Source organism: Erysipelotrichaceae bacterium 66202529, from assembly GCA_017161075.1.
Lineage (GTDB): Bacteria > Bacillota_I > Bacilli_A > Erysipelotrichales > Erysipelotrichaceae > Clostridium_AQ.
This window is the reverse complement of sequence record CP046174.1, coordinates 579798-605980: the sequence shown is the minus strand read 5'-3', so window position 1 is coordinate 605980 and position 26183 is coordinate 579798. Positions and strand designations below refer to the sequence as shown.

General features: G+C 42.6%; 26 protein-coding genes, 1 other RNA gene, 1 riboswitch and 1 other annotated feature. Of the genes, 1 reads left to right on the top strand and 26 read right to left on the bottom strand.

Going from position 1 to position 26183, the window contains the following annotated elements:
* Positions 1–213: 213 nt before the first annotated feature.
* The 6 genes from GKZ87_02765 to GKZ87_02740 all read right to left on the bottom strand — a co-directional run bounded on the left by GKZ87_02765 (position 214) and on the right by GKZ87_02740 (position 6744).
* Positions 214–657, bottom strand: a complete 444-nt coding sequence (locus GKZ87_02765) for a hypothetical protein (protein QSI24501.1) — start codon at positions 655–657, stop codon at positions 214–216.
* The gene (locus GKZ87_02760; GenBank protein ID QSI24500.1) at positions 654–938 is read right to left on the bottom strand and encodes an N-acetyltransferase; all 285 of its coding nucleotides are present in this window, start codon (positions 936–938) and stop codon (positions 654–656) included. Before GKZ87_02760 ends, GKZ87_02765 begins: the two co-directional genes overlap by 4 nt.
* A 781-nt stretch (positions 939–1719) precedes the next feature.
* Complete coding sequence (gene ade / locus GKZ87_02755; GenBank protein QSI24499.1) at positions 1720–3492, bottom strand: adenine deaminase; 1773 nt, start codon at positions 3490–3492, stop codon at positions 1720–1722.
* A gap of 49 nt (positions 3493–3541) precedes the next feature.
* Positions 3542–4876 carry an NCS2 family permease gene (locus GKZ87_02750; GenBank protein QSI24498.1) on the bottom strand — a complete coding sequence of 445 codons (1335 nt, stop codon included), beginning with the start codon at positions 4874–4876 and terminating at the stop codon, positions 3542–3544.
* Positions 4877–4917: 41 nt separating this feature from the next.
* A riboswitch (purine riboswitch) is annotated at positions 4918–5015 on the bottom strand.
* A 58-nt stretch (positions 5016–5073) separates the two neighbouring features.
* Positions 5074–6294 carry a hydantoinase/carbamoylase family amidase gene (locus tag GKZ87_02745; GenBank protein ID QSI24497.1) on the bottom strand — a complete coding sequence of 407 codons (1221 nt, stop codon included), beginning with the start codon at positions 6292–6294 and terminating at the stop codon, positions 5074–5076.
* A 99-nt stretch (positions 6295–6393) separates the two neighbouring features.
* Entirely contained in the window at positions 6394–6744 is a 351-nt protein-coding gene (locus GKZ87_02740; protein QSI24496.1) for a helix-turn-helix domain-containing protein, read from the bottom strand.
* A 364-nt stretch (positions 6745–7108) separates the two neighbouring features.
* Here GKZ87_02740 and GKZ87_02735 point away from each other — a divergent pair, with 364 nt between their 5' ends.
* Positions 7109–7615 (top strand): hypothetical protein, encoded by a 507-nt coding sequence (locus GKZ87_02735; GenBank protein ID QSI24495.1) that lies wholly within the window; start codon positions 7109–7111, stop codon positions 7613–7615.
* 225 nt (positions 7616–7840) lie between these two features.
* On the opposite strand, the gene GKZ87_02730 is transcribed toward GKZ87_02735, so the two are convergent.
* From GKZ87_02730 to GKZ87_02635, 20 genes are all read right to left on the bottom strand, one after another.
* Positions 7841–8680, bottom strand: coding sequence for a helix-turn-helix domain-containing protein (locus tag GKZ87_02730; protein ID QSI24494.1), 840 nt, complete (start codon positions 8678–8680; stop codon positions 7841–7843).
* Between the two features lie 84 nt (positions 8681–8764).
* The gene (locus tag GKZ87_02725) at positions 8765–9283 is read right to left on the bottom strand and encodes a GNAT family N-acetyltransferase (protein ID QSI24493.1); all 519 of its coding nucleotides are present in this window, start codon (positions 9281–9283) and stop codon (positions 8765–8767) included.
* A 199-nt stretch (positions 9284–9482) separates the two neighbouring features.
* Complete coding sequence (locus tag GKZ87_02720) at positions 9483–10235, bottom strand: cell filamentation protein Fic (protein ID QSI24492.1); 753 nt, start codon at positions 10233–10235, stop codon at positions 9483–9485.
* 858 nt (positions 10236–11093) lie between these two features.
* Positions 11094–11476, bottom strand: a transfer-messenger RNA (tmRNA) gene (gene ssrA, locus GKZ87_02715).
* A gap of 76 nt (positions 11477–11552) precedes the next feature.
* Positions 11553–12008, bottom strand: a complete 456-nt coding sequence (gene smpB / locus GKZ87_02710; GenBank protein ID QSI24491.1) for an SsrA-binding protein SmpB — start codon at positions 12006–12008, stop codon at positions 11553–11555.
* Positions 12009–12023: 15 nt separating this feature from the next.
* Entirely contained in the window at positions 12024–13187 is a 1164-nt protein-coding gene (locus tag GKZ87_02705; GenBank protein QSI24490.1) for a CapA family protein, read from the bottom strand.
* A gap of 18 nt (positions 13188–13205) precedes the next feature.
* Positions 13206–15338, bottom strand: a complete 2133-nt coding sequence (rnr, locus tag GKZ87_02700) for a ribonuclease R (protein QSI24489.1) — start codon at positions 15336–15338, stop codon at positions 13206–13208.
* Between the two features lie 72 nt (positions 15339–15410).
* Complete coding sequence (gene secG / locus GKZ87_02695) at positions 15411–15641, bottom strand: preprotein translocase subunit SecG (GenBank protein QSI24488.1); 231 nt, start codon at positions 15639–15641, stop codon at positions 15411–15413.
* Between the two features lie 444 nt (positions 15642–16085).
* Positions 16086–17921, bottom strand: coding sequence for an amino acid permease (locus GKZ87_02690; protein ID QSI24487.1), 1836 nt, complete (start codon positions 17919–17921; stop codon positions 16086–16088).
* Between the two features lie 528 nt (positions 17922–18449).
* Entirely contained in the window at positions 18450–19748 is a 1299-nt protein-coding gene (gene eno / locus GKZ87_02685) for a phosphopyruvate hydratase (GenBank protein ID QSI24486.1), read from the bottom strand.
* A gap of 102 nt (positions 19749–19850) precedes the next feature.
* A complete protein-coding gene (locus GKZ87_02680) occupies positions 19851–20615 on the bottom strand; it encodes an HAD-IIA family hydrolase (protein ID QSI24485.1) in 765 nt (254 codons plus the stop codon).
* A 60-nt stretch (positions 20616–20675) separates the two neighbouring features.
* Positions 20676–20867, bottom strand: a complete 192-nt coding sequence (locus GKZ87_02675) for a hypothetical protein (GenBank protein ID QSI24484.1) — start codon at positions 20865–20867, stop codon at positions 20676–20678.
* Between the two features lie 605 nt (positions 20868–21472).
* Positions 21473–22024: a transcription termination/antitermination factor NusG gene (nusG, locus tag GKZ87_02670; protein QSI24483.1), complete on the bottom strand. Its 552-nt coding sequence runs from the start codon at positions 22022–22024 to the stop codon at positions 21473–21475.
* A gap of 10 nt (positions 22025–22034) precedes the next feature.
* Positions 22035–22214, bottom strand: a complete 180-nt coding sequence (gene secE / locus GKZ87_02665) for a preprotein translocase subunit SecE (GenBank protein QSI24482.1) — start codon at positions 22212–22214, stop codon at positions 22035–22037.
* Positions 22215–22225: 11 nt separating this feature from the next.
* The gene (gene rpmG / locus GKZ87_02660; protein ID QSI24481.1) at positions 22226–22375 is read right to left on the bottom strand and encodes a 50S ribosomal protein L33; all 150 of its coding nucleotides are present in this window, start codon (positions 22373–22375) and stop codon (positions 22226–22228) included.
* Positions 22376–22604: 229 nt separating this feature from the next.
* Positions 22605–23189: a sigma-70 family RNA polymerase sigma factor gene (locus tag GKZ87_02655; GenBank protein ID QSI24480.1), complete on the bottom strand. Its 585-nt coding sequence runs from the start codon at positions 23187–23189 to the stop codon at positions 22605–22607.
* A gap of 29 nt (positions 23190–23218) precedes the next feature.
* Positions 23219–23941, bottom strand: coding sequence for a 23S rRNA (guanosine(2251)-2'-O)-methyltransferase RlmB (gene rlmB / locus GKZ87_02650; protein QSI24479.1), 723 nt, complete (start codon positions 23939–23941; stop codon positions 23219–23221).
* Positions 23938–24324, bottom strand: coding sequence for a Mini-ribonuclease 3 (locus GKZ87_02645; protein QSI24478.1), 387 nt, complete (start codon positions 24322–24324; stop codon positions 23938–23940). The genes rlmB and GKZ87_02645 overlap by 4 nt, the downstream gene beginning before the upstream one ends.
* On the bottom strand, positions 24324–25661 hold the full coding sequence (locus tag GKZ87_02640; GenBank protein QSI27863.1) for a cysteine--tRNA ligase: 1338 nt from the start codon (positions 25659–25661) through the stop codon (positions 24324–24326). Before GKZ87_02640 ends, GKZ87_02645 begins: the two co-directional genes overlap by 1 nt.
* A 38-nt stretch (positions 25662–25699) precedes the next feature.
* Positions 25700–25904, bottom strand: a binding site (T-box leader).
* A 38-nt stretch (positions 25905–25942) separates the two neighbouring features.
* Positions 25943–26131, bottom strand: a complete 189-nt coding sequence (locus GKZ87_02635; GenBank protein ID QSI27862.1) for a hypothetical protein — start codon at positions 26129–26131, stop codon at positions 25943–25945.
* Positions 26132–26183 lie beyond the last annotated feature (52 nt).

Below are 26183 nucleotides of genomic sequence, written 5' to 3'. Positions count from 1 at the left end.
CGGTCTTTTTTCCTTTGTCAGTTACCGCCAGGCCCGTCTTGACGCTCCCGCTCATCCGGATAATATTTCAGGTTATTACTTGTCCATTGATTATTACCGGCAGTCTTTTTCGCTTCTTCCATATGCAGCAGCTCCTCACTGTTACAGCAGGGTTTCTTTTTTTGTTCCATATCTATCACACTCCGGTCTTAGTATGCATCCTAAGACCTGCCCCTATACACAATCTGTCATATCATAAGGCCCTGTAATCTCCAATTCGTTTCCCTCCGGGTCTGTCAAATTGAAATACCAGTACGGCATGGAAATAGACACATAATACAATGGTGAAAGCTCCCCGATTTTCAGGTACTGTAATCTCTCATATTCTTTTTTCAAATCGTTACACACATAATTCTGAATCATGACATCATTTCCCTGATTCACTTTTTGAATGCAATCTCTGATATACTCCTTATTATAATGCTTTTCTACTTCCTGTTCCCATTGTAGCCGCTCATCATCATACGCTGCATTCATGACAGCAAGTGTATGTCCGCAGGAAAACTCCACCCAGCGATTTGGCGTTATCTCTTTTCCCACCTGCTCCAGCAGCTGCTCATAAAAGGCTACTGTCTCATGAAAATGCTGTGCAGAGATATAGACACAGGCCAGCTTCATAAGAGAACCTCTCCTAACCATATATCCTGTTCCTTGGGATGCTTTTTCATCCATGCAAGGGCATAAGGGCAGGTTGTTATACACTTCCACTGGTTCCCTCGTATGACAGTGGCCGCTTCCCTCATTAGTACCCCTGCCATACCCTGACCGCGTAAATCCGTATGGACAAAGGTATGATTGATATCCACAATCTGATTTTTTACAAACGGAAATGTTATCTCTGCAAGCAACTTTCCTTCCTGTTCCACATACAGGCGATGCTTCTCATTCATTATTATCATAATTACCTCCATTCTCTCGCTACAAACGATTACAAATAATGAAGAATTTGCTTATAATATTTTTATATTATCAAACAAATTTCTTAATTCATTTCTCTTTTTTATACGCTGTAGTTTTTTGAGCTGCAAAACGTAATCAATCTATCATTCTATTCAAATGCTCATCCTCATTGTAGCATATCCGTTTCCTGCGTCAACAGTCCTGTACAGGGAATCCACATGTAATTGCAGGATTACAATAGTTTTCCACATCCTACAGCTATGGTGAAAACATATACGCGTTCTATGAATCTATTTCGATTTAGCACTGTAATCGTTACATTTATGTCAGTATCATCTATTCTCTGCAGCTTGCTTTCGTGATTCATGAATCGGCAATCCTATTTTAGTGGCGATATTGTAAATCATTAACTGAAAAAAAAAGTGAGGATGAAAAAAGGCTTCAACCATGATTGTTTTCGTATACGGTTATGACCGAAAGGACTTGCTTGCCGATACGCCAATGCAAGAAACCATATACTGCGATATTGCAGACCCTTGCTAAACTGTTGATGTGAGCGCCATCCTGTATTTTTTATACTGAATTCATCATAGAATTAGGAAGCAGCATACAAAAAAAGGCATAGAAAAAGCAGAGAATCCGAAATTACTGACATTCTCTGCTTTCTAAATTTAATATGTAAGCGCCAGCTTCTTTGCCAACCGATTCTATTCCTATGACAAAGTACTGTACTTTATGTATTCAGTGTATTGACTTCTTTTCAAACAGAAGCACTGCAATTTATGCAAACAGCGGGATAATTTCCTTTTTCAAAACATTGATCAATCCCAGATCAGACATTTTTGCTTCTGGAATAACCGGCAGTGCCAAGGTGACGATTCTCAGCAGTGGATTTTCCATATCCACTAAACCAAGGGCACGGTTTGCATCCTTCATTTTCGCATTATCTACAGCAAGCTCTTCCGCAGGCTTCAAAGAAATCAGACCAGCAAGCGGCAACTGCAGGGTATGCAGAATCTCGCCATCCTTAACTGCACACATTCCACCGCCGCATGCAATCAGCTCCTTTGCCGCAAGCAGTGCATGTTCTGCATCATCAAATACAATGGTCAGATTATGTGAGTCATGTGATACTGTGGAAGCAAGCGCCCCCGTTGTCGTACCAAAGCCACGCACAACGCCAAGTGCAACCGTGTCGTGCCCCTTGTGACGGTTGACAACAGCTACAAATTTCAAATCCGGATCCTGCAGCTTCAGATATCCGTTTTCCACCGGAAGCTCCTCACAGGAAACCAGAGTACTTGACAGCAGCAAATCCTTATATTCCATCAGATTCACCTTCACTGTTCCGTTTTTCACAGGTGCCTGAATGCGGAAATCCTCTGCCGTTAATTCCTTTACATGCATGGAATTGCGGTGTTCTATAGCATAGCTTTCATCCTTGATTTCAGCCAGCAGCTTTCCATTTTCCGCCACGAGTGTGCCATTGAAGAACACATGACTTGGCTTTAATTCCTCCAGGCTTTCCACAATCAGCATATCTGCCACAAAGCCCGGAGCAATCGCTCCCAGATTCTCGATTTTAATTTCACGCGCCGTATTATAGGTGGCACTCTTGATTGCTGTTACCGGATCCATTCCGCAGCGGATTGCATTACGTACAACATCATTCATATGGCCGTTGTTCAGGATATCATCCGCCTCACGGTCATCCGTACAAAAGCACAGATGATCAAAGAATTTAATATGTTTGACACCTTCCCAGATATCTTTTACATTCTTTGTGATGGAGCTGTCTCTGGCATCCACATACATGGCACTGCGCAGCTTTTCCAGTCCTTCCTCAGATGCACGGGTTTCATGACAGGTATTCGGGCCGCCGCACAGATAGGCTGACAGCATACGCCCGCTTACATACGGAGCATGTCCCTGCATATACAAACCGCGCTCCTCCGCAACCTTCAGTATATCCATCATGCGATCCTCGCCGTGAATAACAGCAAGAAAATCCATGACCTCCGCAAGACCGATTACACGTTCTAAGCCGCACAGCTCTTCAATCTGTTCTGCCAGAAAATCCGCCCCGGCATTCTCCAGACCGGGTACAGCAGGCACACAGCTTGGAATATCAATCAGCTGACGCATCGGCAGACCTTCACCGCTGTCATGCATATACCGTACACCGTCCATTCCCCATACATTGGCAATCTCGTGGGGATCAGTGATAACAGTTGTTGTCCCATGCGGAATCACAGCCTTAGCGAAATTACGCGGTGTCATCATGGAGCTTTCGATATGCTCATGCGCATCCAGAAAGCCGGGAATCAGATAGCGTCCCTGTCCATCCACAACAGTCTTTGCCTTATCCAGATCAGCCTGCAGATCCTTATATTCCACATGGGCGATCATACCGTCATAAACAAATACATTTGCAGGATAAATTTCTCCGGTAATCACGTTGACCAGCTGAATATTTTTAATCAGCAGATCACTTGGTATTTCTCCAAGCGCTGCCTTTAGCAGTTGTTTTTTATTTTTTGGCTGTAGCCTCATATACAACACTTCCTTTCTCAAAAAGATGCATTCTCATGCATCCTTTACTTTATCCAAATACAAAATAGCAGACCAGAGGTATCGCCATCACATACATGATCGGATGCACCTCTTTGAATTTTCCGGTAGCGGTTTTGATAAGAACAAATGCCAGAATACCGGCAGAGATACCGCTGGCAATAGAGCCTGTAAATACCGTAAACATAATCATGACAAAAGGCCCGAAGGATTCTGTGAAATCTGCGAAATCAATATCCTTAAATCCGCTGATCATTAAAAAGCCTACAAAAATCAAAGCCGGTCCGGTTGCAGCATCGGGAATCATCAGTACCAGCGGTGAAAGAAATACCATAACCATAAAAATCACGGATACGACGACACTGGTAAAGCCGGTACGTCCGCCTGCTTCCACACCTGCACTGGATTCTACAAAGGTAGTAATGACCGTATTACCGGTAAGTGCACCTACGCAGGTTCCGATTGCATCGACCAGAAACGGCTGCTGAATATTCGGCAAATCACCATTTTCATCCAGCATTCCGGCCTTTGCACTAACACCCAGAATTGTTCCCAGGGTAGAAAAGAAATCCCCACAGAATGCTGTAAAAATCAGAATAACAGATGAAAAGCTGAATACGGATTTAAAATCCAGATTGAACATGACATTTCCCAGACCAGTGAAATCAGGTACCTTGGCAAAGGTGGACGGAACAGTTGTAACACCTGCCGGAATTCCCACCAGCGTAACAATGATAATACCGATCAGAATGGCACCGTTGACCTTATAAGCAGTCAGAATAGCGATGATGACAAGTCCCAGAACAGCCAGCATAACCGCCGGGTCTTTGAAATTTCCCATTCCCATGCCACTATCTGTAAAGGCTGCGATTCCTGTGTTTTTAAATCCCAGATAAGCAATAAAAAATCCGATTGCAGTACCAATGGATATTTTGATATTCTTCGGTATCGCCTTGACGATCAAATCACGAATACCGAAAATCGTCAAAAGCAAAAAGATTAGACCGGAAATCAGCGTCATAGCCATTGCCCCGCCAAAGGACAGCTTCTGACTCTGAATCAATGCCCCAAACATGAAATTGCTTCCCATACCGGTTGCCAGTGCAAACGGCAAGTTCGCATACAGCGCCATGAAAAGGGTGATTATCCCGCTGATAATGGCACAGGTGACAACGATTGCCTCCTTGGTAATCATGACACCGTTAACATCTGTAATAAACGCGGCATCCCCATAACCGACAATCGCTCCCGGCTGTACGACGAGTACATACGCCATTGTCATAAACGTTGTGATACCGGCAATAAGCTCAGTCTTATAGCTGGTATTGCGTTCTTTAAATTTGAAAAAATCTGCGATCTTGCTCATAATTTCCTCCTATTCCATGTCCTCACCATATTCCATGATAATCATGAAAGAAGAAGCACCATAGTATCTCATTTCCGGTGAGATGTAGAAACTGCCGGCCATATCCCGACATTATATGGTGAGCACAACAGAGTTCATTATACCGATAGTAGAACAAATTGTAAACGGCTATGCATAGGTAATTGTTACCTGATTGTTTACAAATACTTCCTCAATGCCTCCAGCAGTAGCTGACACCCATCTCTGCAGTCCTCTTTGGTACTGTATTCCTCACAGCAGTGAGAGGCTCCCTCATGTTGAGAGCGTACAAAAATCATCGCAGTCGGACAAATATCCCTGAAGTTCATACAGTCATGCCCCGCACCACTGGCAAGCTGCATGGTCTGTAATCCGAGCTGTTCACAGCACTGTTTTAGCTCCTGCTTCAGACTCTCATTGCACAAAGAGGCATTTAGCTTCTGTTCCAGCCGGCGCTGCACCTGTACTCCCTGTTCCTTTTCCAACCGCTTTTCAAATTCCTGCATGACATCTAGAATCCTCACAATTACAAGGTCGTCAAGGGAGCGTAAATCCAAGGAGAAGCGTACATGATCACAAATGATATTACACGCACCCGGAAGGGTATGAATTTCTCCGATCGTTGCCACTGTATGCGGATATTGCGAAGCCAGCTGTGTAATCTGCGTAATCCAGCGTGCCATAGCAGTTACTGGATCATGCCGCCGCTGCATCGGGGTAGCCCCTGCATGTGCACTTCGACCGCTGATGGTAACGGTATAGCGAACAAGTCCGGCAATCCCTTCTACGATTCCTACCGGACAATCATGCGCATATAAAACATCCGCCTGCTCAATATGCAGCTCGTAATAGGCAGCGAGCGGAGCTATACGGCATGAAATATAGCGTTGGGGATGATAGCCCGCCTCCTGCATAGCCTGTGCAAGCGTTATGCCGTCATGATCCTCACTTTGCAGGCCTGCAGCATCTACGTTACCGCAAACAGAGCGACTGCCAATCATACCATAGCCGAAGCGGTTTCCTTCCTCATCCCGAAAGCCGATGACCTTTAAAGGCCGCTTGGGCTGTATTCCTGCTTCCTGTATCGTCTGTAATACCTCTATACCTGCCAGAACACCGAGACAGCCGTCAAAGATTCCGCCCTCCTTCACCGTATCAAAATGTGAGCCGCAGATTACCGGAGCGAGCTTCTCATTCCTCCCCGGTATGGTTCCTATGATATTTCCACACGCATCCACACGAACACACAGACCTGCCTCCTGCATCCAGCCTTTCAACAGCCTGGCAGCAGCCTCATCCTCCTTCGTGAACGGAAAACGCGTCACACTGCCATCCGCTGAGCGTCCAATCTGTCCAAGCTCCTGTATATGTCTCCATAAACGTTCCTCATTGATTTTCATAACCTGCCTCCTGATTATGAACATTATAGCGGATTGTCGCTAAAAAGCCAAGACAGCAGAAAAGACACCGTCTGTTGGGTGCCTTTTGATTTGCCGATTCTAATGACTGCTGGAATTAAAGGATTTGGTTATACTGATGAAATCCAGTGTAAGACGTACCTTTGTAGTCTCATCCTTAACACTTCGCAGCTCACGAATCAGATTTAATTCAATAGGAAGCAGTACCTGTTCCGTTTTCACTCCACAGACTCTGCTGATATCCATATTCAGATAATTTGCGATTTTCAAGGCCGCATGCAGAGGCATAGCCCGTTCCTTTTTCAGATATTTTGTGACAGAATTTTTATCCAGACCGACACTTCTTGCCAGAGAAGACTTTGTCATATCCAAATCCTCTATTCTGTCATTTACATAATCAATGAATTTTTCAATCATAACGTCATTTTCCATAGTATCACCACTTATATATTTTATTATAGTATAAGTGTTACCAGTATTTTCTGATTTAAACTTATATTATGCTATTTGTAACATTTCTTATGATTATTAGCATATTTTTAGTTACTATATTATAAATAATATATTGCATTTTGTGCAAAAATCGTTTATAATAACCATACCGTCATCGAGATATCTGGCTTTTAACTTCATTCTCACAAATCAGTTTCCCGATGATGGCCTGCCTAGGTTTCTGACAGTGATATGCTGTCGGATTTTTTTATTTTTATGGAAAAAATTTACATTTAAAAAGTTATCAGAATCATATCCTATGTATGAGAAAAAGTGATATGATATACATATGGAGGCGTTTACTATGAAAAAATTATTGTTTGCTTTACTTGCAGGAATGCTCATCCTTACCGGATGCAGTAATGGGGATAATTCAAAGGGTGATTCTGAGAAAAGCAGTGAAAGCTCATCCGAGCTGTCAGTAAAGGAAGTGAAGAATAAGCTGCGTGAAATCAACGACTGGTATATCACGGATATCTGGAATTTGGGTCTATGCGATATGGCCTATTATACATCCAGTGGTACTTCCGCGACCGGACAGGAGTTGGACATTGAGCTGACGCTGAAGCAATACAAGGAAGCTGTCGCAAAGCTTGAAGAGTATAATACATTTATAACCGGATTGAAGGATAAAACGTATGATGATGTAAAATATGCGTGGAAGAAGCTGTACGACGGTATCAAGGAATCGGATCAGATTGTACAAAATAATGAAATCAAGGCGAATTCCGGACTGGATTTAAAAACAGACAAGCTCAGTCAGTATCAGACAGCGTTCCAGAAATATGTCAATCAGCTGGGTGAGGAGTAGCAGGTCAGCATAAAAAAATTCACAGCGTAAAGCATCGCAAAATGATAAGATTCTTCTTATATGAGGACATAAAAAAGAATGCTTTTATCCATTGTATCGACAATGGTATAAAAACACTCCGCAGCTTATGTTCTGTAAAGGAATCACTTCATACGCGATGCTTTTTCCTTTGATTTTCAGCTTTTTTGTCATGAAGCCTATAATAGTCTGAGCTCCATATACACATCACCCTGGTATGACCGGTATCCATATTTCCATATGAAAATCCTGTGCTTCACAATTCCCTTCTCCATACTTTTCCACTGTTGGTAATGCCGTATTTCTATCATAGCCGCATGCGGGCAGCACTTCGGTGTAAATCGTTTTCCACAGAGCAGGCAATCTGGTGGATACAGGGCCGGTATTCTGAAATACCATCCACTGTGCTGCAGGAAGCACATATGTTTCAAGCGGCTTTGCCAGCAGTCCCTCCACCGCAATCATATAGCGATTGCTTCCATCTGGTTCATAACCAAAGCACAGGCCATAAGAAATAGCTGTACCCGCTTCCTTCATCATGCTTTGCAGAGTGCCATCCGCTTTAACCTTCGCCCAGAAGGCTATGGAGCGGTTTTCATTTTGTGAAGAAATCACAGACAGCCCGCACAGCTTTATGGCTGCTTTTGTCATACATTCATATTTCATTCCTTTATCACCATGAATGGCAAGGTCAAAGGTTCTTGGCAGAAACAGCTGTAGCTGCATATTTTGCTTCCGAGCCTTACTGGGGGAACAGCCATAGGCTTTGCGAAATGCCATCGCAAATGCATCACCGCTTTCATATCCGTACTCCAACGCAATATCCAGAATCCGCTTTTTTGTATGAAGAATATCCACAGCTGCCTGTGACAGCTTTCTCGCTCTGACATATTCCAGATAGCTCATATTATTTATTAAAGAAAACATGCGCTGAAATTCCGCATAGGGACATCCGCAAAGCAAAGCAATTTTCTTTGGATCAAGCTCACCCTTCAGGTTTTCTTCCGTGTATGCCATAACCTTATTGATTCCAGTAATCAGTTCCATCACCATTCTCCTTCCATCCCTATTCTAGCTGTTTGTTATGAAAGAAACCCGATATTTTCTGAACATATAGTATCGTGTTCTGTACTATTTAGCTGTCAAAGCCTTTTCCATGATGATTATCTCATAATCCTCTGTTTGTGTCCGCTGCCCTGTCACTTGAAATCCGTTTCGCTTCCAAAAGGATAAGGCTTCCTGATTATCTGCAATACAGCCAAGTCTTATACGGGAAAATCCCTGTCTGCCTAGTTGTTTTAAAACATCCTGCAGTATTGCTGTACCAATCCCTTTTTTCTGCAGATTAACTGCCATCATAAAAAGTCCGATAAATGCTGTATCCTTATCCGGATATCCTGCAATCAAATCAAGAATAGCTGCAAGTGTTTCATCCTGATGAAAGAAACCGAGAAAATATTTATCCTCACTTGTCGTTCCTTGCGGTGTACGATATAAATCCTCTGTGATATTTTCCACTGTTGGCTCTGTTTTAAAATATTTATAATAGGTTCTGTTTGCTTTGCATAAGGCATATATGCTTTGTGCATCCTGCTCATTTAGCTTGCGCACCTGCAATGTATTAGAAAATGCTGTCACTGTAAGCTTCATAAATAGCCCTCCCTGTATTTACATGTTAATGGAATTCATAATATTTTAACATTCCTCGTTCAGAATCCTCTGATTCTTATGTGTAGTGAGAAGCAATAATTTGTGAATTCGCATGAAATCTTGAAATGAATTTAAACTCTCCCTGTTGTTCTTCCATTCACAAGAAAACACAGATCTCTTATAAGATCTGTATCATCTTTCATATTGACGGCTCATTCATTTTCACATTATATGTCTCCATATATTCCAATGTTTCTTTCAAAAAACTGAGTTTATCGTTCAGGCGCTCTTGACATGATATGAAAATCCTTTTAAGCTCTGCATATTCATTTTCTGTTTGAGCCCTGTATAGAGCCTCTTTATATTGTTTTGAGTATTCATCGTCAATCAGTATCAAATCAATACAATTCTCTATACATTGCTTCAGCATTAGGAATCTTCCAATGCGACCATTTCCATCTTGAAAGGGATGTATTTTCTCAAATCTTGCATGAAACCTCATTATATCATCAAGTTTTTTTTCTGACATATTCCATTCATTTAATAATTCCTCAATCCTTATTTCAACTTCCCAAGGCTGAGCTAACTCTAACTGTGTCCCTGTTATCATGTTAGGAATTTTTTTCCAACATCCTGCAAAACCTCGTTCCTGATCCAGTGTATTCTTTTTTAACATACTATGAAATTCAAGTATCAAACGTTTTGTTAAAGGTTCGCTTAATGTAGCTACAACAAAATCAAACAGCTTTGTAGAATTTATTGTTTCGTATATATCATCTATTTTATGACTACCTTCTACGATATTTTCTTGCAGATATTTTTCCAAATTATCTTTTGTGAAGGTGCTTCCCTCTAATTTATTTGAATGGTATAAAAATTCTGTTTTTATAGAATTGTACGCTGAGTTAGGAGTATCTTTTAAAAACTGTATTATTGAGGTTTTAATGATCATATACTATTTCCTCCTTCTCTGTTTTCTTATTATAGCACAACTGAATAGAAACAATCATTAGTTTCTGTTTTTGTATTTACACTTTTATTCTATTTGTCTCAATAATTCTATTATCTCATTTTTAGCAACAAGGATGTTTCTTCCATAACTTGTGAAGATTCTTCCAGCATTTGATTGATCACCCTACTGTTTTTGAACATTTTCTATCTACTGTTCTTTTGCTTGTATTTGTTTCTGCAGTTCTTCTATCTCCATACAGATACATCCGATTACAGCGCTTCCCTACGACTGTAGATCCTCAGCTATCTCATATTCAATTTATTTGGATAATACTTCATATCATAATCTGTATGATGAAATAATGAATCAGTCTCATAAAACGGCAACTCATGGTAGGACATATCTTGATCCTAATACTTTTCTTTTAATTGATCTATGAAAAAAGTTGCTTCATACCTTCTCAATACAGTTCCCACTGGAAAACTTTTTATTAACATATTCAACTTTTTCATTGCTAAGAGCTTCAAACTTGATAATTTTCGAGCAGTATTTGCACTTGCTCTATCTTTTATCCATAAAGTATTCTTCTTATGTCTTTAATTTAAAGATTGTCAAATCACCAATTTTATTACATAGCTTATACCAAGCATATCACAAGATGCCATCCCTCACAATATTTGATACAGTGTCGTCCAACTTGGCACAGTTCTTTAAATTTCAGCACCCAAAAATCGCTCATTTTTCATAAAATTCTGATGACATCCACGGTGAATGGGTAAATGAAAAAGTTGGACAAATCATCGAATAAGCCTTTATTTATCGGCTTTTTTCGATGGCATCCAACTTGGCACTTTTATTTGGTGGAGGTGAGGAGAGTCGAACTCCTGTCCAGAAACAGCCCCACGTACAGACCTCTACAGTTTAGTTCATGAAGAGTAAGACATCAGACGGTCATGAACAGCCACTGATGAATGCGCCTGAAATGATTTTCGTGAGCCCGGCCCCAGGCAGACCGGATTCCTTATCCCTTGCGTCTTTTGCGCACATCTACATGGTCAAGGAAGAAGCATGCAGAGGCGGCTGCGAACCTATGTCGGTTATTAAGCAGCGAAAGCTACTCTCTGGTTTGCACCAAAAAGGTTAGCTAATTTAGTTTTTCCGTTTAAATTTAATTGGTTATTACGTAACCACTCGACTGCAATCTGTACCAGACATATCCCTGTCGAAACCAGTACACCCCCGGTTTTCAGGCATTGTTAGTTTACCACAAAATACCGTAAACTACAATGCCGTTTGTTTTTTTGATAGAATAAGCAGTTAATACTGATTCTTCAGCGCCTTTTCAATTTCCCGCTTGGCATCTTTTTCCTTCTGCGCATTCCGCTTATCATGAAGATCCTTTCCCTTGGCAAGCGCAATCTCCATCTTCGCCATCCCCTTTTCCAAATACACCGAAATCGGAATGACCGTGTAGCCCTTCAGCTTCACCTTCTGCTGCAGCTTGCGTATTTCTTCCTTATGCAACAGCAGCTTACGGATTCTGGTTTCATCATGATTGAACCGATTACCGAATGCATAGCCAAGAATATGCATCTCCTTCACATATGCCTCATCATTTGTAAAGCTGATATATGCATCACGGATCTGCACATGACCCTGACGGATTGACTTGATCTCCGTCCCCTGCAGAACCAGACCTGCTTCAAAACGTTCTTCCAGAAAATACTCATGCGATGCTTTTCGGTTGAATACAATAATCTTTTTTCCTGCCATGCATGTACTCCTTTACTAATATACGATTTTCACTTTATCATTCATAACCTTATTTGTAAGGCTGATGTAATATTCTCTTGTATTATCCTGTTGATACTGTGTTGTCAGCGTATGCCGCGCCGCCAGTTCATTTGTATAATCCTTTAAAGCATATGTACGGAAAAAGGAAAAGTTTCCTTCTATGTGTGTAACGGTAGGAAGAAATTCCACATTCTTAAAGCTGATATCACCATTCGCCTTATTATAGGATAATGTCCACCTGGCCATACCACCCAGCATATTCTCATGATCATCCTGCGCAGACAGGAAATTTCCAAGAGAGTAAATGACCAGCGTTTTATTTCCATCTTTCCCGGTTACATAATCCATCGGCTGTATCACATGCGGATGCTCACCGATAATGACATCCACCCCCAGATCACTCAGAAGCTGTGCCAGCTCCATTTGTTCCTCATTAGGTTCAAAAGAATACTCTGTTCCCCAGTGCATGCTGACAATCTGAACATCACTCACCTTTTTCAGCTTTTCCACATCACTTCTTATTTTATCCTTATCAATCAAATCGATCATGAACTCTTTTCCCTTGGGCAGCACATAGCCGTTTAACCCATACGTATAGCCAAGAATCCCGAAGCGCACATCATCGCGTGTAATCACCTGCAGCTGTTCGCTTTCTTCCTTAGTTGCATGACTTCCAGTAACCCTGATATCCGGATGATGCTTTTTCATATACTCCAGTTGATTCAAAATCCCCTGTGTACCTGCATCCAGTGTATGATTGCTGGACGCTGCCATCCAGTCAAAGCCGGCATCCGCAACAGCATCCAGAACCTCATACGGCCCGTTAAAGGATGGATAATGACTCAACCCCAGCTCGGTACCTCCGCAAATCGTCTCCTGATTGATATAGGCAATATCCGCCTTGCGTGTATAGCTGTTTGTATGCTCATAGATATCCTTAAAATCATAGGTACCATCTTCCTTCGCATTGTAATAGAAAATAGCCCCGTGAATCAGATTATCGCCTACGGCTACAAAGGATACATCACGGATATCATCCGCCACCTCACTCTTAGCAACCGGTGTTTCCTTTTCTGTCTTGTTTTGCTTACTGACTTCCTTTGCAGAGCATCCCCCTGTCAGCAACAAGCACCCCAAAATGATCCATGCTTTCCTCATACACTTTCCCTCTACAGCTTAACGAGCTGCTTTTCTGCGCTGTCTGTTTTTCTTCTTTACGATTTCAAAATCCACTTCCCGTTTGAAGCGATCCGCCCCGGTGCATTTTACACGCACCTTCTGTCCCATTTTATAAACCTTGGCAGTATGCTCTCCTATCAGAGATTTTGTCATTTCATCATAATGATAGAAATCATCGTCAAGAGTTGTTACATGCACAAGCCCCTCAACGGTATTATCCAGTTCCACAAACATGCCGAATTTCGTAATCCCGCTGACTACGCCATCAAAGCTTTGACCGACATAGCGTTCCATATACTGTGCCTTCTTCATGTCATCGACTTCACGTTCTGCATCAACAGCATTGCGCTCCCGCTCACTTGACTGATTAGCAGCTGCTTCACACCATTGCTCATCACGTTCCATACGCTGTGCGTCATCACAGGTAGTAAAGACATAACGCCGCAGCATACGATGCACCACCAGATCGGGATATCGCCGGATGGGTGAAGTGAAATGCAGATAATTTTTTAATGCCAGACCAAAATGTCCGATACAGCGGTTATCATAACGGGCCTTCTGCATCGCCCGCAGCATAAAGCTTGATAGCACGGAATAGTTTTCCTGACCTCTTGCCTCATTTAACAGATTCTGCAGCTGTGCAGGATACACATTTTGAATACCGCCCTGGAACGTATAGCCCAAAGACTTCGCCGTTTTTGCGAAATCCTGCATTTTTTTCGCCTCCGGAGCCTCATGAATACGGTACATGGAAGGAACCTCCATCCATTTTACGTGCATCGCAACACATTCATTAGCGGCAATCATAAAATCCTCAATGATCCGCTCGCTCTCTCCACGCTCTCGCAGGACGATATCGGTCGGATTCCCCTTTTCATCCACAAGAATTTTTGCTTCCTTTGTATCAAAGTCAATCGCTCCAAGACGTTCTCTCCTACGGCGGATAATACCGGCTAATACCTTCATATCCAGGCACAGCTTCAACAGCTGCGGATACTCGTTCTGTACACCTTCATCCCCTGCAAGAATCGCATTGACCTTTTTATAGGTCATTCTCTCATCACTGCAGATAACCGATGGAACAATACGGTAATTGGTAACCTCTCCCTTTTTATCAATATCCATACAGCAGGTCAATGTTAAACGATCCACCTTTGGATTCAGGGAACAGATACCATTGCATAATGCATGCGGCAGCATCGGTACCACACGATCCACTACATACACAGAGGTTCCCCGAGCATAGGCTTCCCGATCGATTGCACTGCCTGCTCTTACATAATGGGAAACATCCGCTATATGAACATACAGGCGATAGCCCTTGTTATTATCCAGCTTTTCCACAGAAATTGCATCATCCAGATCCTTTGCATCGTCTCCGTCAATGGTTATTGTCAACAGCCTGCGGAAATCCTCACGCTGTGTAATTTCATCCTCATGAATGGTTTCTGGAATCTGCTGCACCTCCTGCATGACATCCTCAGGAAACTGCGGATTGATATCCTTTTCCAGCAGTACGGATAAAATATCAATTCCGGGATCATATTTATATCCGATTTCCCTTATGATATGACACTTTAAAACCGTACCATAGCTGTCAATTCCCAATAATACCTTGGAATCATTGACCAGACGGAAATCATCGAAATTGGTCACCCGCACCTTGCGGTAATTCAGAAATCCATCCGACAGGAAATATTTTCTTCCTTCCTTGATTTTTACAGTTCCTACAAGCTGCTTAACACTGTGCTCCAGAACCTCTACAACCTCTCCTTCAACACTCTTATCATTATTCGTCCAGGTTCTTGCATACACCGTATCATGATCCATGCCAAGCCCCAGATGATCCCTTCCGATATAGTAACTGTTTTCCGCAGTCTCCACAAATCCAAATCCCTTCGGATTGATTCGCAGAGTTCCGCTAACATAACCTAACTCTTCACTTGTGAAATAACGTTCTTTTGCATCTCTGGCAAGTATATGCTGTGCTTCCAGTTCATTCAATAGCTTCATCAGCTCCGTGAACGATGCACTGTCTTCCATATCCAGGGCTCTTGATAGCTGCGCAGCATGCATTCCCCGATAACCGTTTCCATGAATGAGCGCAAGCAATTCTTCTTTTTTATTCATAGCTTATCAGCACTCCTTTTTTCCATATATTTATTATACCATTAAAAAAAGACCTTAGACGGTCTTTCTTGCTTACTTAACAATACGAATGATTATAACAAGTGCGAAAAACACGACTCCTGTAACCAGGGTGACATTGGACATGACTTTTTCAGAGCCACGTTCCTTGACATTGGCAAACAGATTCAGACCTTCGCTACCACCGAAGGCGCTTCCCAATCCGTCAGATTTTCCGCTTTGCAATAAGGAGAGTATTATTAAAACGACCGCTGCAATCATCAGTAAGGTGTCTAAAATGCCCATAATAATCCTCCTTTCTCAATACGTTCCTAATCATTATAACAAACACTTTCATAAAAAACAATTTATTTTTTGTAAAAGACGATCTTCCTGATACATTTCGTATAATAATTCACCATGCAATATGGCAAATTAAGTAAATCCGCTGTTTCTTTTTCTGCCACTTACATAACAGACATATCATACCATATAATAATTTTTGCATCTCAGATATTATTTTTAACTGCTTCAGGAGGCTTCAGCCTTTTGTCATGTATACCAGTTTATCCTGCCTGCATAACAAACAGATATTCACAGAATAGGTTCTTTTTCGACCAATGGGCATATGAGCATCATGAAGAACAACATACTCAATGTCTTATAAGCCTTTTATCCTTATACCTTAAAGAAGAAACCACAAACCAAACTTCCCTTTCCTGTACAACAGGATTTCAGCTTTTCATTATGTCACATAATATAGGGAACACTGATAACTGATACATTGCGCAGTTTACTAAGCTGCAGCTTCAACTGCATGGAGGTCTGGTTATGAAGGGCATGAAACCGTTTCTTTTTCATAACAAACTGCGGCAGAATCACAGTCACACTTTCCTTTGGCTTCAAATCCTTTTGGGCAGCTCTCACATGCTGTAATATCATTTCATTTACATTGCGATAGGGAGCTTCCTCCATAACCAGCGGAATATTCAACTGCATCTGCTCATACACAGCCTGTAATTTCATTGCCGCCTCCGCATTCGTATTGACATGGTAAAATTCCATCTGCTTTACCTGCAAGGAGCAGGCATAATGATATGCTTTCAGAAAGCTGCGATTGATAGAATCCACCGGCAATATAACTTTTCCACCACTCTGTATAGCACAGGGCTGCAGCTCCTGGTCGCTTCGTATCTTCAGACTTTCTTTGACATATGCATAATGCCGGTGAATCCGTTCCATAAGATATACCAGAACAGGAATACAGAGCAGTACGATCCATGCACCATGCATAAATTTACTAGCTGCAATAATCACACAGGTTATGGCTGTAATCAGCATACCGGAACCATTGATAACTGCCTTATGCCGCCAGTTTCCTTCCTTTCTCTTCATCCAGCGTACAAACATCCCTGCCTGTGAAAGAGTAAATGACAGAAACACGCCCACTGCATACAACGGCATTAGCAGATGGGAGGAGGCATGAAAGGCAATAACGAGTGCTGCAGACAGAAGAAACAACAATAAAATCCCATTGGAAAAGCTCAAACGGCTGCCGCGTGACAGAAACTGTCTCGGCACAAAGCCATCTCTTGCCAGGATAGACAGCAGCAGGGGCAAATCAGCAAATGCAGTATTGGCAGCCATCGTCAAAATTATCGCAGTGGTAATCTGCACTAGGTAAAACAGCAGTGTACCTTTGCCAAATACCTCCTCTGCAATCATAGCTATTACCGTCACATTCGCATGAGGCACAATATGATACACTGAAGCAAGGGATAAAATCCCCAGGAAGATGATAAACACCAGGGCAGCCAGCAGATACAGCACCCGCTTTGCATTTTTCTGGGCAGGCGCACGAAAATTCGGAATACCGTCACTGACCGCCTCAACTCCAGTCAGCGCTGTACACCCACTTGAAAATGCCTTCAGGAACAGAAGCAGACTAAGGCTTTCCACAGTGCCAGGGACAGCTGCTGGAGGATTTGGAATCTCGTGAAAAACGAATACCTTCACAAAGCCAGTCAGAATCATAAGGAGTATTGTAAATACAAAAAGATACGTGGGAATCCCAAACAGAATACTGCTGTCCTTCATACCACGCAGATTGCCAATCGTAAGCAGCGTGATAATCAGCAATGCAATTTCCGTACGGACAGATAACAGCTGGGGAAATGCAGATGTAATCGCAGCTGTTCCCGCACATACACTGACTGCAACCGTCAGCACATAATCAATAGCTAGGGAAGAAGCCGCAATCAGACCGAACACCTTTCCCAGATTGTCACTGGCTACAATATAAGAGCCGCCTCCCTGCGGATAACAGTTGATTGTCTGCCGATAGGAGAATACCAGAATAAACAGCAGAAATACAATCGCAAAGCCAACCTTCATCAACGGCCCGTAGGAGGCCAATCCCATAACCGGTATCAATACCATCAAAATCTCTTCACAGGCATAGGAAACAGATGATATCGCATCACTTGACAGCACGGGAAGTCCCCATAACACACTGAATTTTTCATGTGCAAGCGCATCACTGCGCAGAGATTCCCCCAGTATCAGATGCTTTATTTTCTTTAACATAGATGCACCCTCTATTTCTATAAGTACGCAGAGCTTATCTGCTGACACTATTTTATGCCTCTAGAGAAAATAGTCAATCCAGTCACGGTTTTATTTAGATAAACTTTATATACGATATATTTTCGCAAAAAATGATAGAAAATCATTATAGAAATGAAAGTATTTCTTGTGATGTTTGTGCATGGATGTCCTATAGAAGCAAACAATCCTGTATAAAATTACATCGCTTGATGCTGGTGTGCCTACTGCATTCTCGGTATGAAATGGAAATGTTACCTTATAGCAGGCTCCATATCATGATATTTCACAGCGATAACCATGTATGAGGTAACAATCCTTCCCCCAACCATCCCCAATCACTCTCTTACCCTTTTATAATAATAGCCAATTTACCTTATTCAGCTTACTAAAGCCTCTTATATTCCATACAATAGATGATTTCTGACATACCTTCTCAGCACATAAAAAGGCATCCCGCTGTAGGAACAGACAGGATACCCGTTTCATTTTGCTTATGTAGAACGCTGATTAGTGCTTGAAGATGTTATAGAATGCTGATTTTCCGTTGAATACTGCGACATCGCCCAGTTCTTCCTCAATACGGATCAGCTGATTGTATTTCGCAATACGATCTGTTCTAGACATGGAACCTGTCTTGATTTGACCTGCATTGAATGCAACTGCGATATCCGCAATGGTTGTATCCTCTGTTTCACCGCTTCTATGGGATACGACAGCAGTGTAGCCATGCTTCTTAGCAAGCTCCATAGCATCAAAGGTTTCCGTCAATGTACCAATCTGGTTAACCTTGATCAGAATGGAATTCGCGATATCCTTATCGATACCTTCCTGCAAAATTGCAGGATTCGTTACAAACAGATCATCTCCGACTAACTGAATTTTCTTACCAAGATGCTCCGTCAGCTTCTTCCAGCCATCCCAGTCACGTTCACCAAGACCATCCTCGATTGAAATGATTGGATATTTTTCAACAAGCTCATCATACCAGGCAACCATCTCGTCCGTTGTCTTGGAGCCCTGTCCGGATTTTGTCAAATCGTACATTTTGGTTTCCGTATTATAGAATTCACTTGCCGCAACGTCCATTGCGATGCAAATGTCTTCTCCAGCCTTAAAGCCTGCCGCCTCAATCGCTTCCATAATGCATTTCAAAGGTGCTTCATTATCCTCCAGGTTTGGCGCAAAACCACCTTCATCACCGACAGCGGTAACCTGTCCCTTATTCTTTAATACCTTTTTCAGAGCATGGAATGTTTCAGCACCCATACGGATTGCTTCACGAATGCTTTTCGCCCCGACCGGCATAATCATAAACTCCTGGAAATCTACAGAAGAATCTGCGTGGCTTCCACCGTTTAATACATTCATCATAGGAACCGGAAGTGTCTTTGCGTTGATACCGCCCAGATAGCGATACAGCGGTAATCCGTAGTAATCAGCGGCAGCATGTGCGACTGCCAGGGAGATACCCAGAATTGCATTTGCTCCGTATTTTGATTTATCCTTTGTACCATCGGCATCAATCAGTGCCTTGTCGATTCCGGTCTGGTCAGTAACATCCATTCCCAGAACCACATCAATCAGAATATTGTTAACGTTCTCCACTGCCTGCAGAACACCCTTTCCGCCATAACGGGAAGCGTCACCATCTCGCAGCTCCAGAGCTTCTCTTTCTCCTGTGGATGCACCACTTGGAACCATTGCGCGTCCTACAAAGCCGGAAGCTGTTTCCACTTCTACTTCAATCGTAGGATTTCCTCGAGAATCCAGAATTTCTCTGGCATGAACATTGGTAATCAATGACATAACGTATGTCCTCCTTTATCTACAATCTTATACATGCTCAGTATAGCACAAACACCCTGCTCTCAAAAGGAGTTTGCTCAATCTAACACATTTTCACACAATTTATTTATCTATCAATTCCCTGAGATCATCGATCGTTTGCGTCGGATGGATGTTCAGCTTTTCTACATCCTCACGCTGGTGGACACCGCTGGTCACGAATATTGTATCCACATGATTCTCCACGCCCAGAAGAATATCAGTTTCCAGATTATCGCCCAAAATGACAGCATCTTCTCTGCGCAGTTGAAAGTACTTCAGCGCTTCCTCCAAAATCGGTGCATGCGGTTTCCCGATTTTCGGAGAAGCCTGCCCTGTCGCATATTCAAACATTGCCACAATAGAGCCGTTTCCAACCGCAAAGCCTCCAGGCTGTGCAAGCAGCCGGTCATTGTTGGTACCAATCAGTTTCGCCCCATGCAAAAGGAAATCCAGAGCCTTGGAATATTTATCATAGGTTCCTTCTGTATCCAGTCCTACAAAAACCAAATCCACATTTTCCTCCGCTATGGTGAAGCCGGCATCCACCAATGCCTCCTTCAGACCATCCTGTCCGATATACCATGCATTTCTGCCCTCATAATGCGCAGCCGCATATCTTGCCGCAGCCATACTGGAGGTAAAGAAATGATCTTCCCGTATACCGGTAAAGCCCATACGCTCCATATGCTCCACATTCTGCCGTTTTGTTCTTTTTGCATTGTTTGTCAAAAAGACAAAGCTCTCATTGTTTTTCAATAAAGCGTCAATGAATTCCTTAGCGCCCTCTATGATCTGAGAGCCTCTATACATCGTTCCATCCAAATCTATTAAATATGTTTTTTTCATACAGCCACCTGCTTTCTACTCCTTAATGATATAGAAAGCACTGGTTTTGTCAAGTAGCGGCTATCTGCTTTTCCCTCTTGTTTTCTTCTTCCTCGGGTTGACAAGGAGCAGTCCTACGATAATCAGTATGGCTGGCCAGTAATTTCCCACAAGATAATTGAAATACATCGCCATTTGTTCCGGATCAAAATTCGGCTTGAGAAGAAGCACAACACCACTGATACCTATGATAAATCCTGCCCGTTCCCGCATTTTTATCACTTCCTGCCTTTATTATAAGAACTCTGTGCGACGAATTTTGTCACTTTCACACAGTCACAGGCATAATTTTTTAATCTGCTGCATATGCATGGAACCGTCAGTTTTTTCCACAATGATACAGGAATGATTTTATATCGTCATGCGCTGATACACATGCAGCTTAGATACAGTGATACCACACGATAGCTGGTTTTTGAATTCTTTATTCAAGCAAACTTACCGGACAAAAAACGAATACCTCAGGTTGTCAGGACTACACAGATAGCAGAGTCTGAATTTTCATATGGAGCACGAAAAATCAGATAACGCGATCCGTATTTTTATATGATAGCTAAATTTGCGTTTCCATAGGATTTCCAAGAAACAGATAATAGCATTTGAATTTCCATATAATACAAAAAAACAAACAGCTGCGTTTGCATTGTCATACACTATTGGTAAAAGATTACTCAGTTTAAGTTTGCATTGCCATATGGTGCAAAAAAAAATGATGGAGCCTCCACTTCAAGCTGTAAGAGCTGCTCCTTATACTTTGAAAACCGGGATACTGCTTTTCCTTCCTGTAAACGAAAAAAAGAATCTTATCGCTAAGATTCTTACAGCTCTACTTTCTCCAGCTCGCCATAGCCGATTTCTGTTGGTGTTTCACGACCAAACAGAATCGTAAGCACGACTGCTGTCTGAGAATCCTCATGCAGCTCCTCAACCGTTCCTTCCACATTCGCAAAGGCTCCGCTCAGGATACGCACACGGTCTCCTACCGCAAAATCAATCTGTACCTTACGCTCACTCATACCCAGACGGCGCAGGATGCTTTCCATTTCCTCCTCTGCGACAGGAAACGGCTTTGCACCACCACCACTGGAACCGATAAATCCGGTTACACCCGGCGTATTACGTACGATATACCATGCTTCATCTGTCATAATCATTTCAACAAACAGATATCCGCTGAACAGATTGGTCGTCTTTTCAACTTCCTTACCATTCTTATATTCAATCTCTTTTTCTTCTGCGACAACCACACGGAACAAATAATCCTGAAGTCCCATGGATTCCACACGACGCAGCAGATTTTCTTTTACACGATTCTCATGTCCGGCATATGTATTGACCACATACCACTGCTTTTTATTTTCCTCAGCCATGCTTTTCCTCCTACACGATTCCGATCAGCTTCAAGAAACCGGATGATACTACCTGGCACAGGAAAAAGAATAAGGCCAGGAATGCTACAAATCCAAATACTGTTACACTGTCGCGGGCAAGATCCTTTGCCTTTGGCCAGCGTATTCTCTTCATTTCAGTTAAAATCCCGTTAATACTGAACCATTTCATAAAAAGCCTCCTTATTTCGTTTCCTTGTGAAGTGTATGCTTACCGCATTTCTTGCAGAACTTCATCAATTCGATACGCTCATTATGCGTTTTTTTGTTTTTTGTAGTTGTATAGTTTCGAGAAAGACATTCGGTGCAGGTTAATATGACTTTATCGCTCATCAGGAACACCTCTTTCTTTGCCTATTTACTTTATCATAAAGAAGTGGTTTCGTCAATTTAATTTCCAATTCCTATCCGGATTGCCTGTGAAAACATCACGAATCCATGCTGCAATGATGATAAATACGGCATATTTACTGTATCTGCTGTTTTACAACACCAACGAAGACAGGTATTCCTGCTTTATGCACCTACCTCCCATGCTTCGCTTTTCCACACCGCAAGTATGTTACGCCTTTTCTGCACCCTCTTTATCCTTGCGTATCTTTTGAAGCGTATTGTCAACCTTCTTTGCCTTGATATGCAGAGTGTCGGCAATCTGCTGATACGTATAACCGAGGGCACGCAAATCCAGAATTCTTTTTTCCAGACTGCTGAGTGTTTCCTTGCGGCTGTTTACACGATGCTGAAATTCATAGGATACATAAAAGCTCTCATTCGGCTTCTCCATAATATCCAGAAGACAGTAGCTTCCCTCCTCCTCCTGAATACAGGAATCCAGAGAGACAATATGCTTTTCTCGCAAAGAATGCCGATATAGATCAATCAGCAGATTATGAAACACATTACAGAAGTAATGGTAAAAGCTGGCCTCCTGATCCTCGCGATATTCATTGATCGACTGCAGCAGCTTTATTCTCGCCATTTGCAGATAATCATCCTCGGATATACCGATTTTATACGTCCTGCTATATTTTTTCATCAGCATAACCGCAATCTCCTCATATTTCTTCATAAGAAGCGCGAATGCCATATCGTTTTTCTGTCGTATTAAATATAGTAATTCATAATCATTATAGTATACTTCTTCCATATATTCTCTCCCCGTAAGGGAAGCGAATATTACAGAGGGTGGCGCTGTGCGTGAATCTGATAGAGAAGAATTCCTGCAGCAACGGAGGCATTCAAAGAGCTGACACTTCCCTCCATTGGCAGGCGGACACAATAATCACAATTCTTTTTCACAAGAGAGCTGATTCCAAAGCCTTCACTGCCAATCACCAAAACAAGTGGAACATCGTATTGTCCCTCCCGATAATCGCGGGAGTTTTCAAAATCTGTACCAACAACCCAGTATCCCTGCTTTTTCAGATATTTGATAGCCTGTGCAAGATTGGTAACCACGCTTACCTTCACCGTATCAATGGCTCCGGTACTCACCTTGGCAACGGTCGGTGTCAGACGTACATTACGATGCTTGCCGATAATGACACCATCTGCGCCAATACAGTCACAGGTACGAAGAATTGCCCCCAGATTGTGGGGATCCTCCAATCCATCCAGCATAACAAGCAGCGGCTGTTTTCCCTGTGGAATAGCTTCCAGCAGCTCCTCCAGCTCCCATGTCTTATAATCATCAATACTGGCAGCAATGCCCTGATGATTTCCGTTCAGCAGCTGATCCATTTTTTTTCTACCAAGAATTTTAACCGGTATCTGCTTCTTACGGATCTCATTTTCCAGCGCGGTATCGCGGATACCCTCCTGAATCAGAACCTCATGGATGGTTTTGCCATCCTGCAGAAGCTGCTTCACTACATTTTTTCCATATACATACTGCGTCATTGATATTCTCCTATCTTCTGGATTTCCTCCCACAAAGCCTGCAGGCGAGCTTCTTGATGCGTCAGGTACAGCCAGCCAAACAAAGCCTCCAGACCGGTTGACATACGATACGTCGTAACATCTGCGTTCTTCGCCTTACTTGCGGAATGGGTATTGCGTCCCCTTAGAACGATTGCATACTCCTCCTCACTGAAAAATTCACGCTCCTTCAGCTGAATCAGGAAATATGCCTGTGCCTTAGCACTGACCCATGATTCGCTTTTTTTCTGCAGAATTTTAGACTTCTGCCAGCCCTGTGCCAGCAGCATCTCTCTGACCAGCAGCGACATGACAGCATCCCCCATATAGGCAAGTGATGTTCCGTTATATTCCTTAATATCCATTACAGGATACCTTTTTCTATCAACTGTGCACGGTACTGATCGGCAGTAGCGAAATCCTTTTCCTTCACTGCTGCCTTCCACAGCTTGTGCAGCTGCTTATCCTCCTCACACATCGTAAGGCGCGGAATATCGATTCCCAGCACTTCCATCATTTTCTCCAATGTATGAACAAGGGCTGCAACAGCGTTCAAATCCGCATCACGCTGACGCAGTGTCTGATTTAACACCTTAACGGTTTCAAACACTGCCGCAAATGCATTCGGCGTATTCAGATCATCCTGCATTGCATCTAGAAACGGCGCAAGCTGTGTCTCATCATATGCTTCCGCAACCGTAACATCTGCCAAATTAAGCTTTACATATGCCTGCTTCATAGCAGTAGCTACGCGGTTCAGCTCCTTCTTTGCCGTTTCGATTGCTTCCTCATTGATATTTAACGGTGCACGGTAATGTGCAGACAGCATTACCCAGCGCAGCACATTGCCACCGATTTTCGCAATCATATCCTTTGCCCAGATAACATTACCCAGACTCTTTGACATCTTCTCCCCATCAATATTCACCATACCGTTATGAATCCAGTAATTGGCAATCGGTGAATCATAGGCAGCTCTTGATTGTGCAATCTCGTTTTCATGATGCGGAAATTTCAAATCCATTCCACCACCATGAATATCAATGGTATGCTCACCATGAAACTCCTGATTGATCATGACCACACATTCCGTATGCCAGCCGGGACGTCCGACAGACCACGGGGAATCCCATTGAATCCCCTCCTCCGTCTTCTTCCACAAGGTGAAATCCAATGGATTCTCCTTCTTGCTGTTTTCATCTATTCTCGCACCTACCAGCAAATCCTCTACCTGCTGGTTTGACAGCTTTCCATAGCTCTCCACGCTATTCACTCTAAAATATACATCGCCATCAATTTCATACGCATTTCCTTTATCCACCAGCAGCTTAATGAATGCAATAATCGCATCCATGGTTTCCGTTACCCTGGGAGCCGCATCCGGCATCATGGCATGCAGGGATAAACGATCCTTATTGTATGCATCGATAAATTTCTCTGTAATATCTGCTTCGCTTACTCCACATTCCTTAGCGACCTTGATGATTTTATCATCAACATCGGTATAGTTTGATACCATTTTAACGTTGTATCCGATCGCCTGAAACGTACGCTTCAGCGTATCGAATACAACGATGGGCCGGGCATTCCCAATATGGGGATAGTTATATACTGTTGGTCCGCATACATACATATGCACCTCATGCTCATGCAGGGGTTTAAAATCCTCCACCTTCTGATTCATGCTATTAAATAATTTCATCATAATTTCCTCCTTATAAATAAAAAAAGCACTTATATTATAGAGACGCTGTATCCGCGCGGTTCCACTCTATTTGAAAAATGCTTTTCCACTTGTACCGTTAACGCCGAACTACGTATTCTTCTACATTATCGAAAAATCCCTCCAAGGGGCATTCCCAGCCTGCTTTGTCTCTGCTTCCACCATTCAGAAATCGCTGTTTTCCACACATATGCCGGTACTCATCCTTGTCACTGGTTTATCTTGTTTTAGTATAGCAGGGAATATCGCAGATTTCAATACTACCGCTCATTTCCCTCGCTTTTTTCCTTTTCCAAAGCCTTTGAAATATCCATAAACTGGGCCATCAGATTCTCACTCAAACCGGATTTTTTCAGCTCATCCACATAGACTGCATCCAGATCGTCCAATTCATCAAGACCGTTTGTTTCACCCTCATCATTTGTATTCAGCTTCGTACGCAACGCCATGGTATTCACCTCACTCAAAACTGTGGTTATAGTTTACACCTTTCTCTTATAT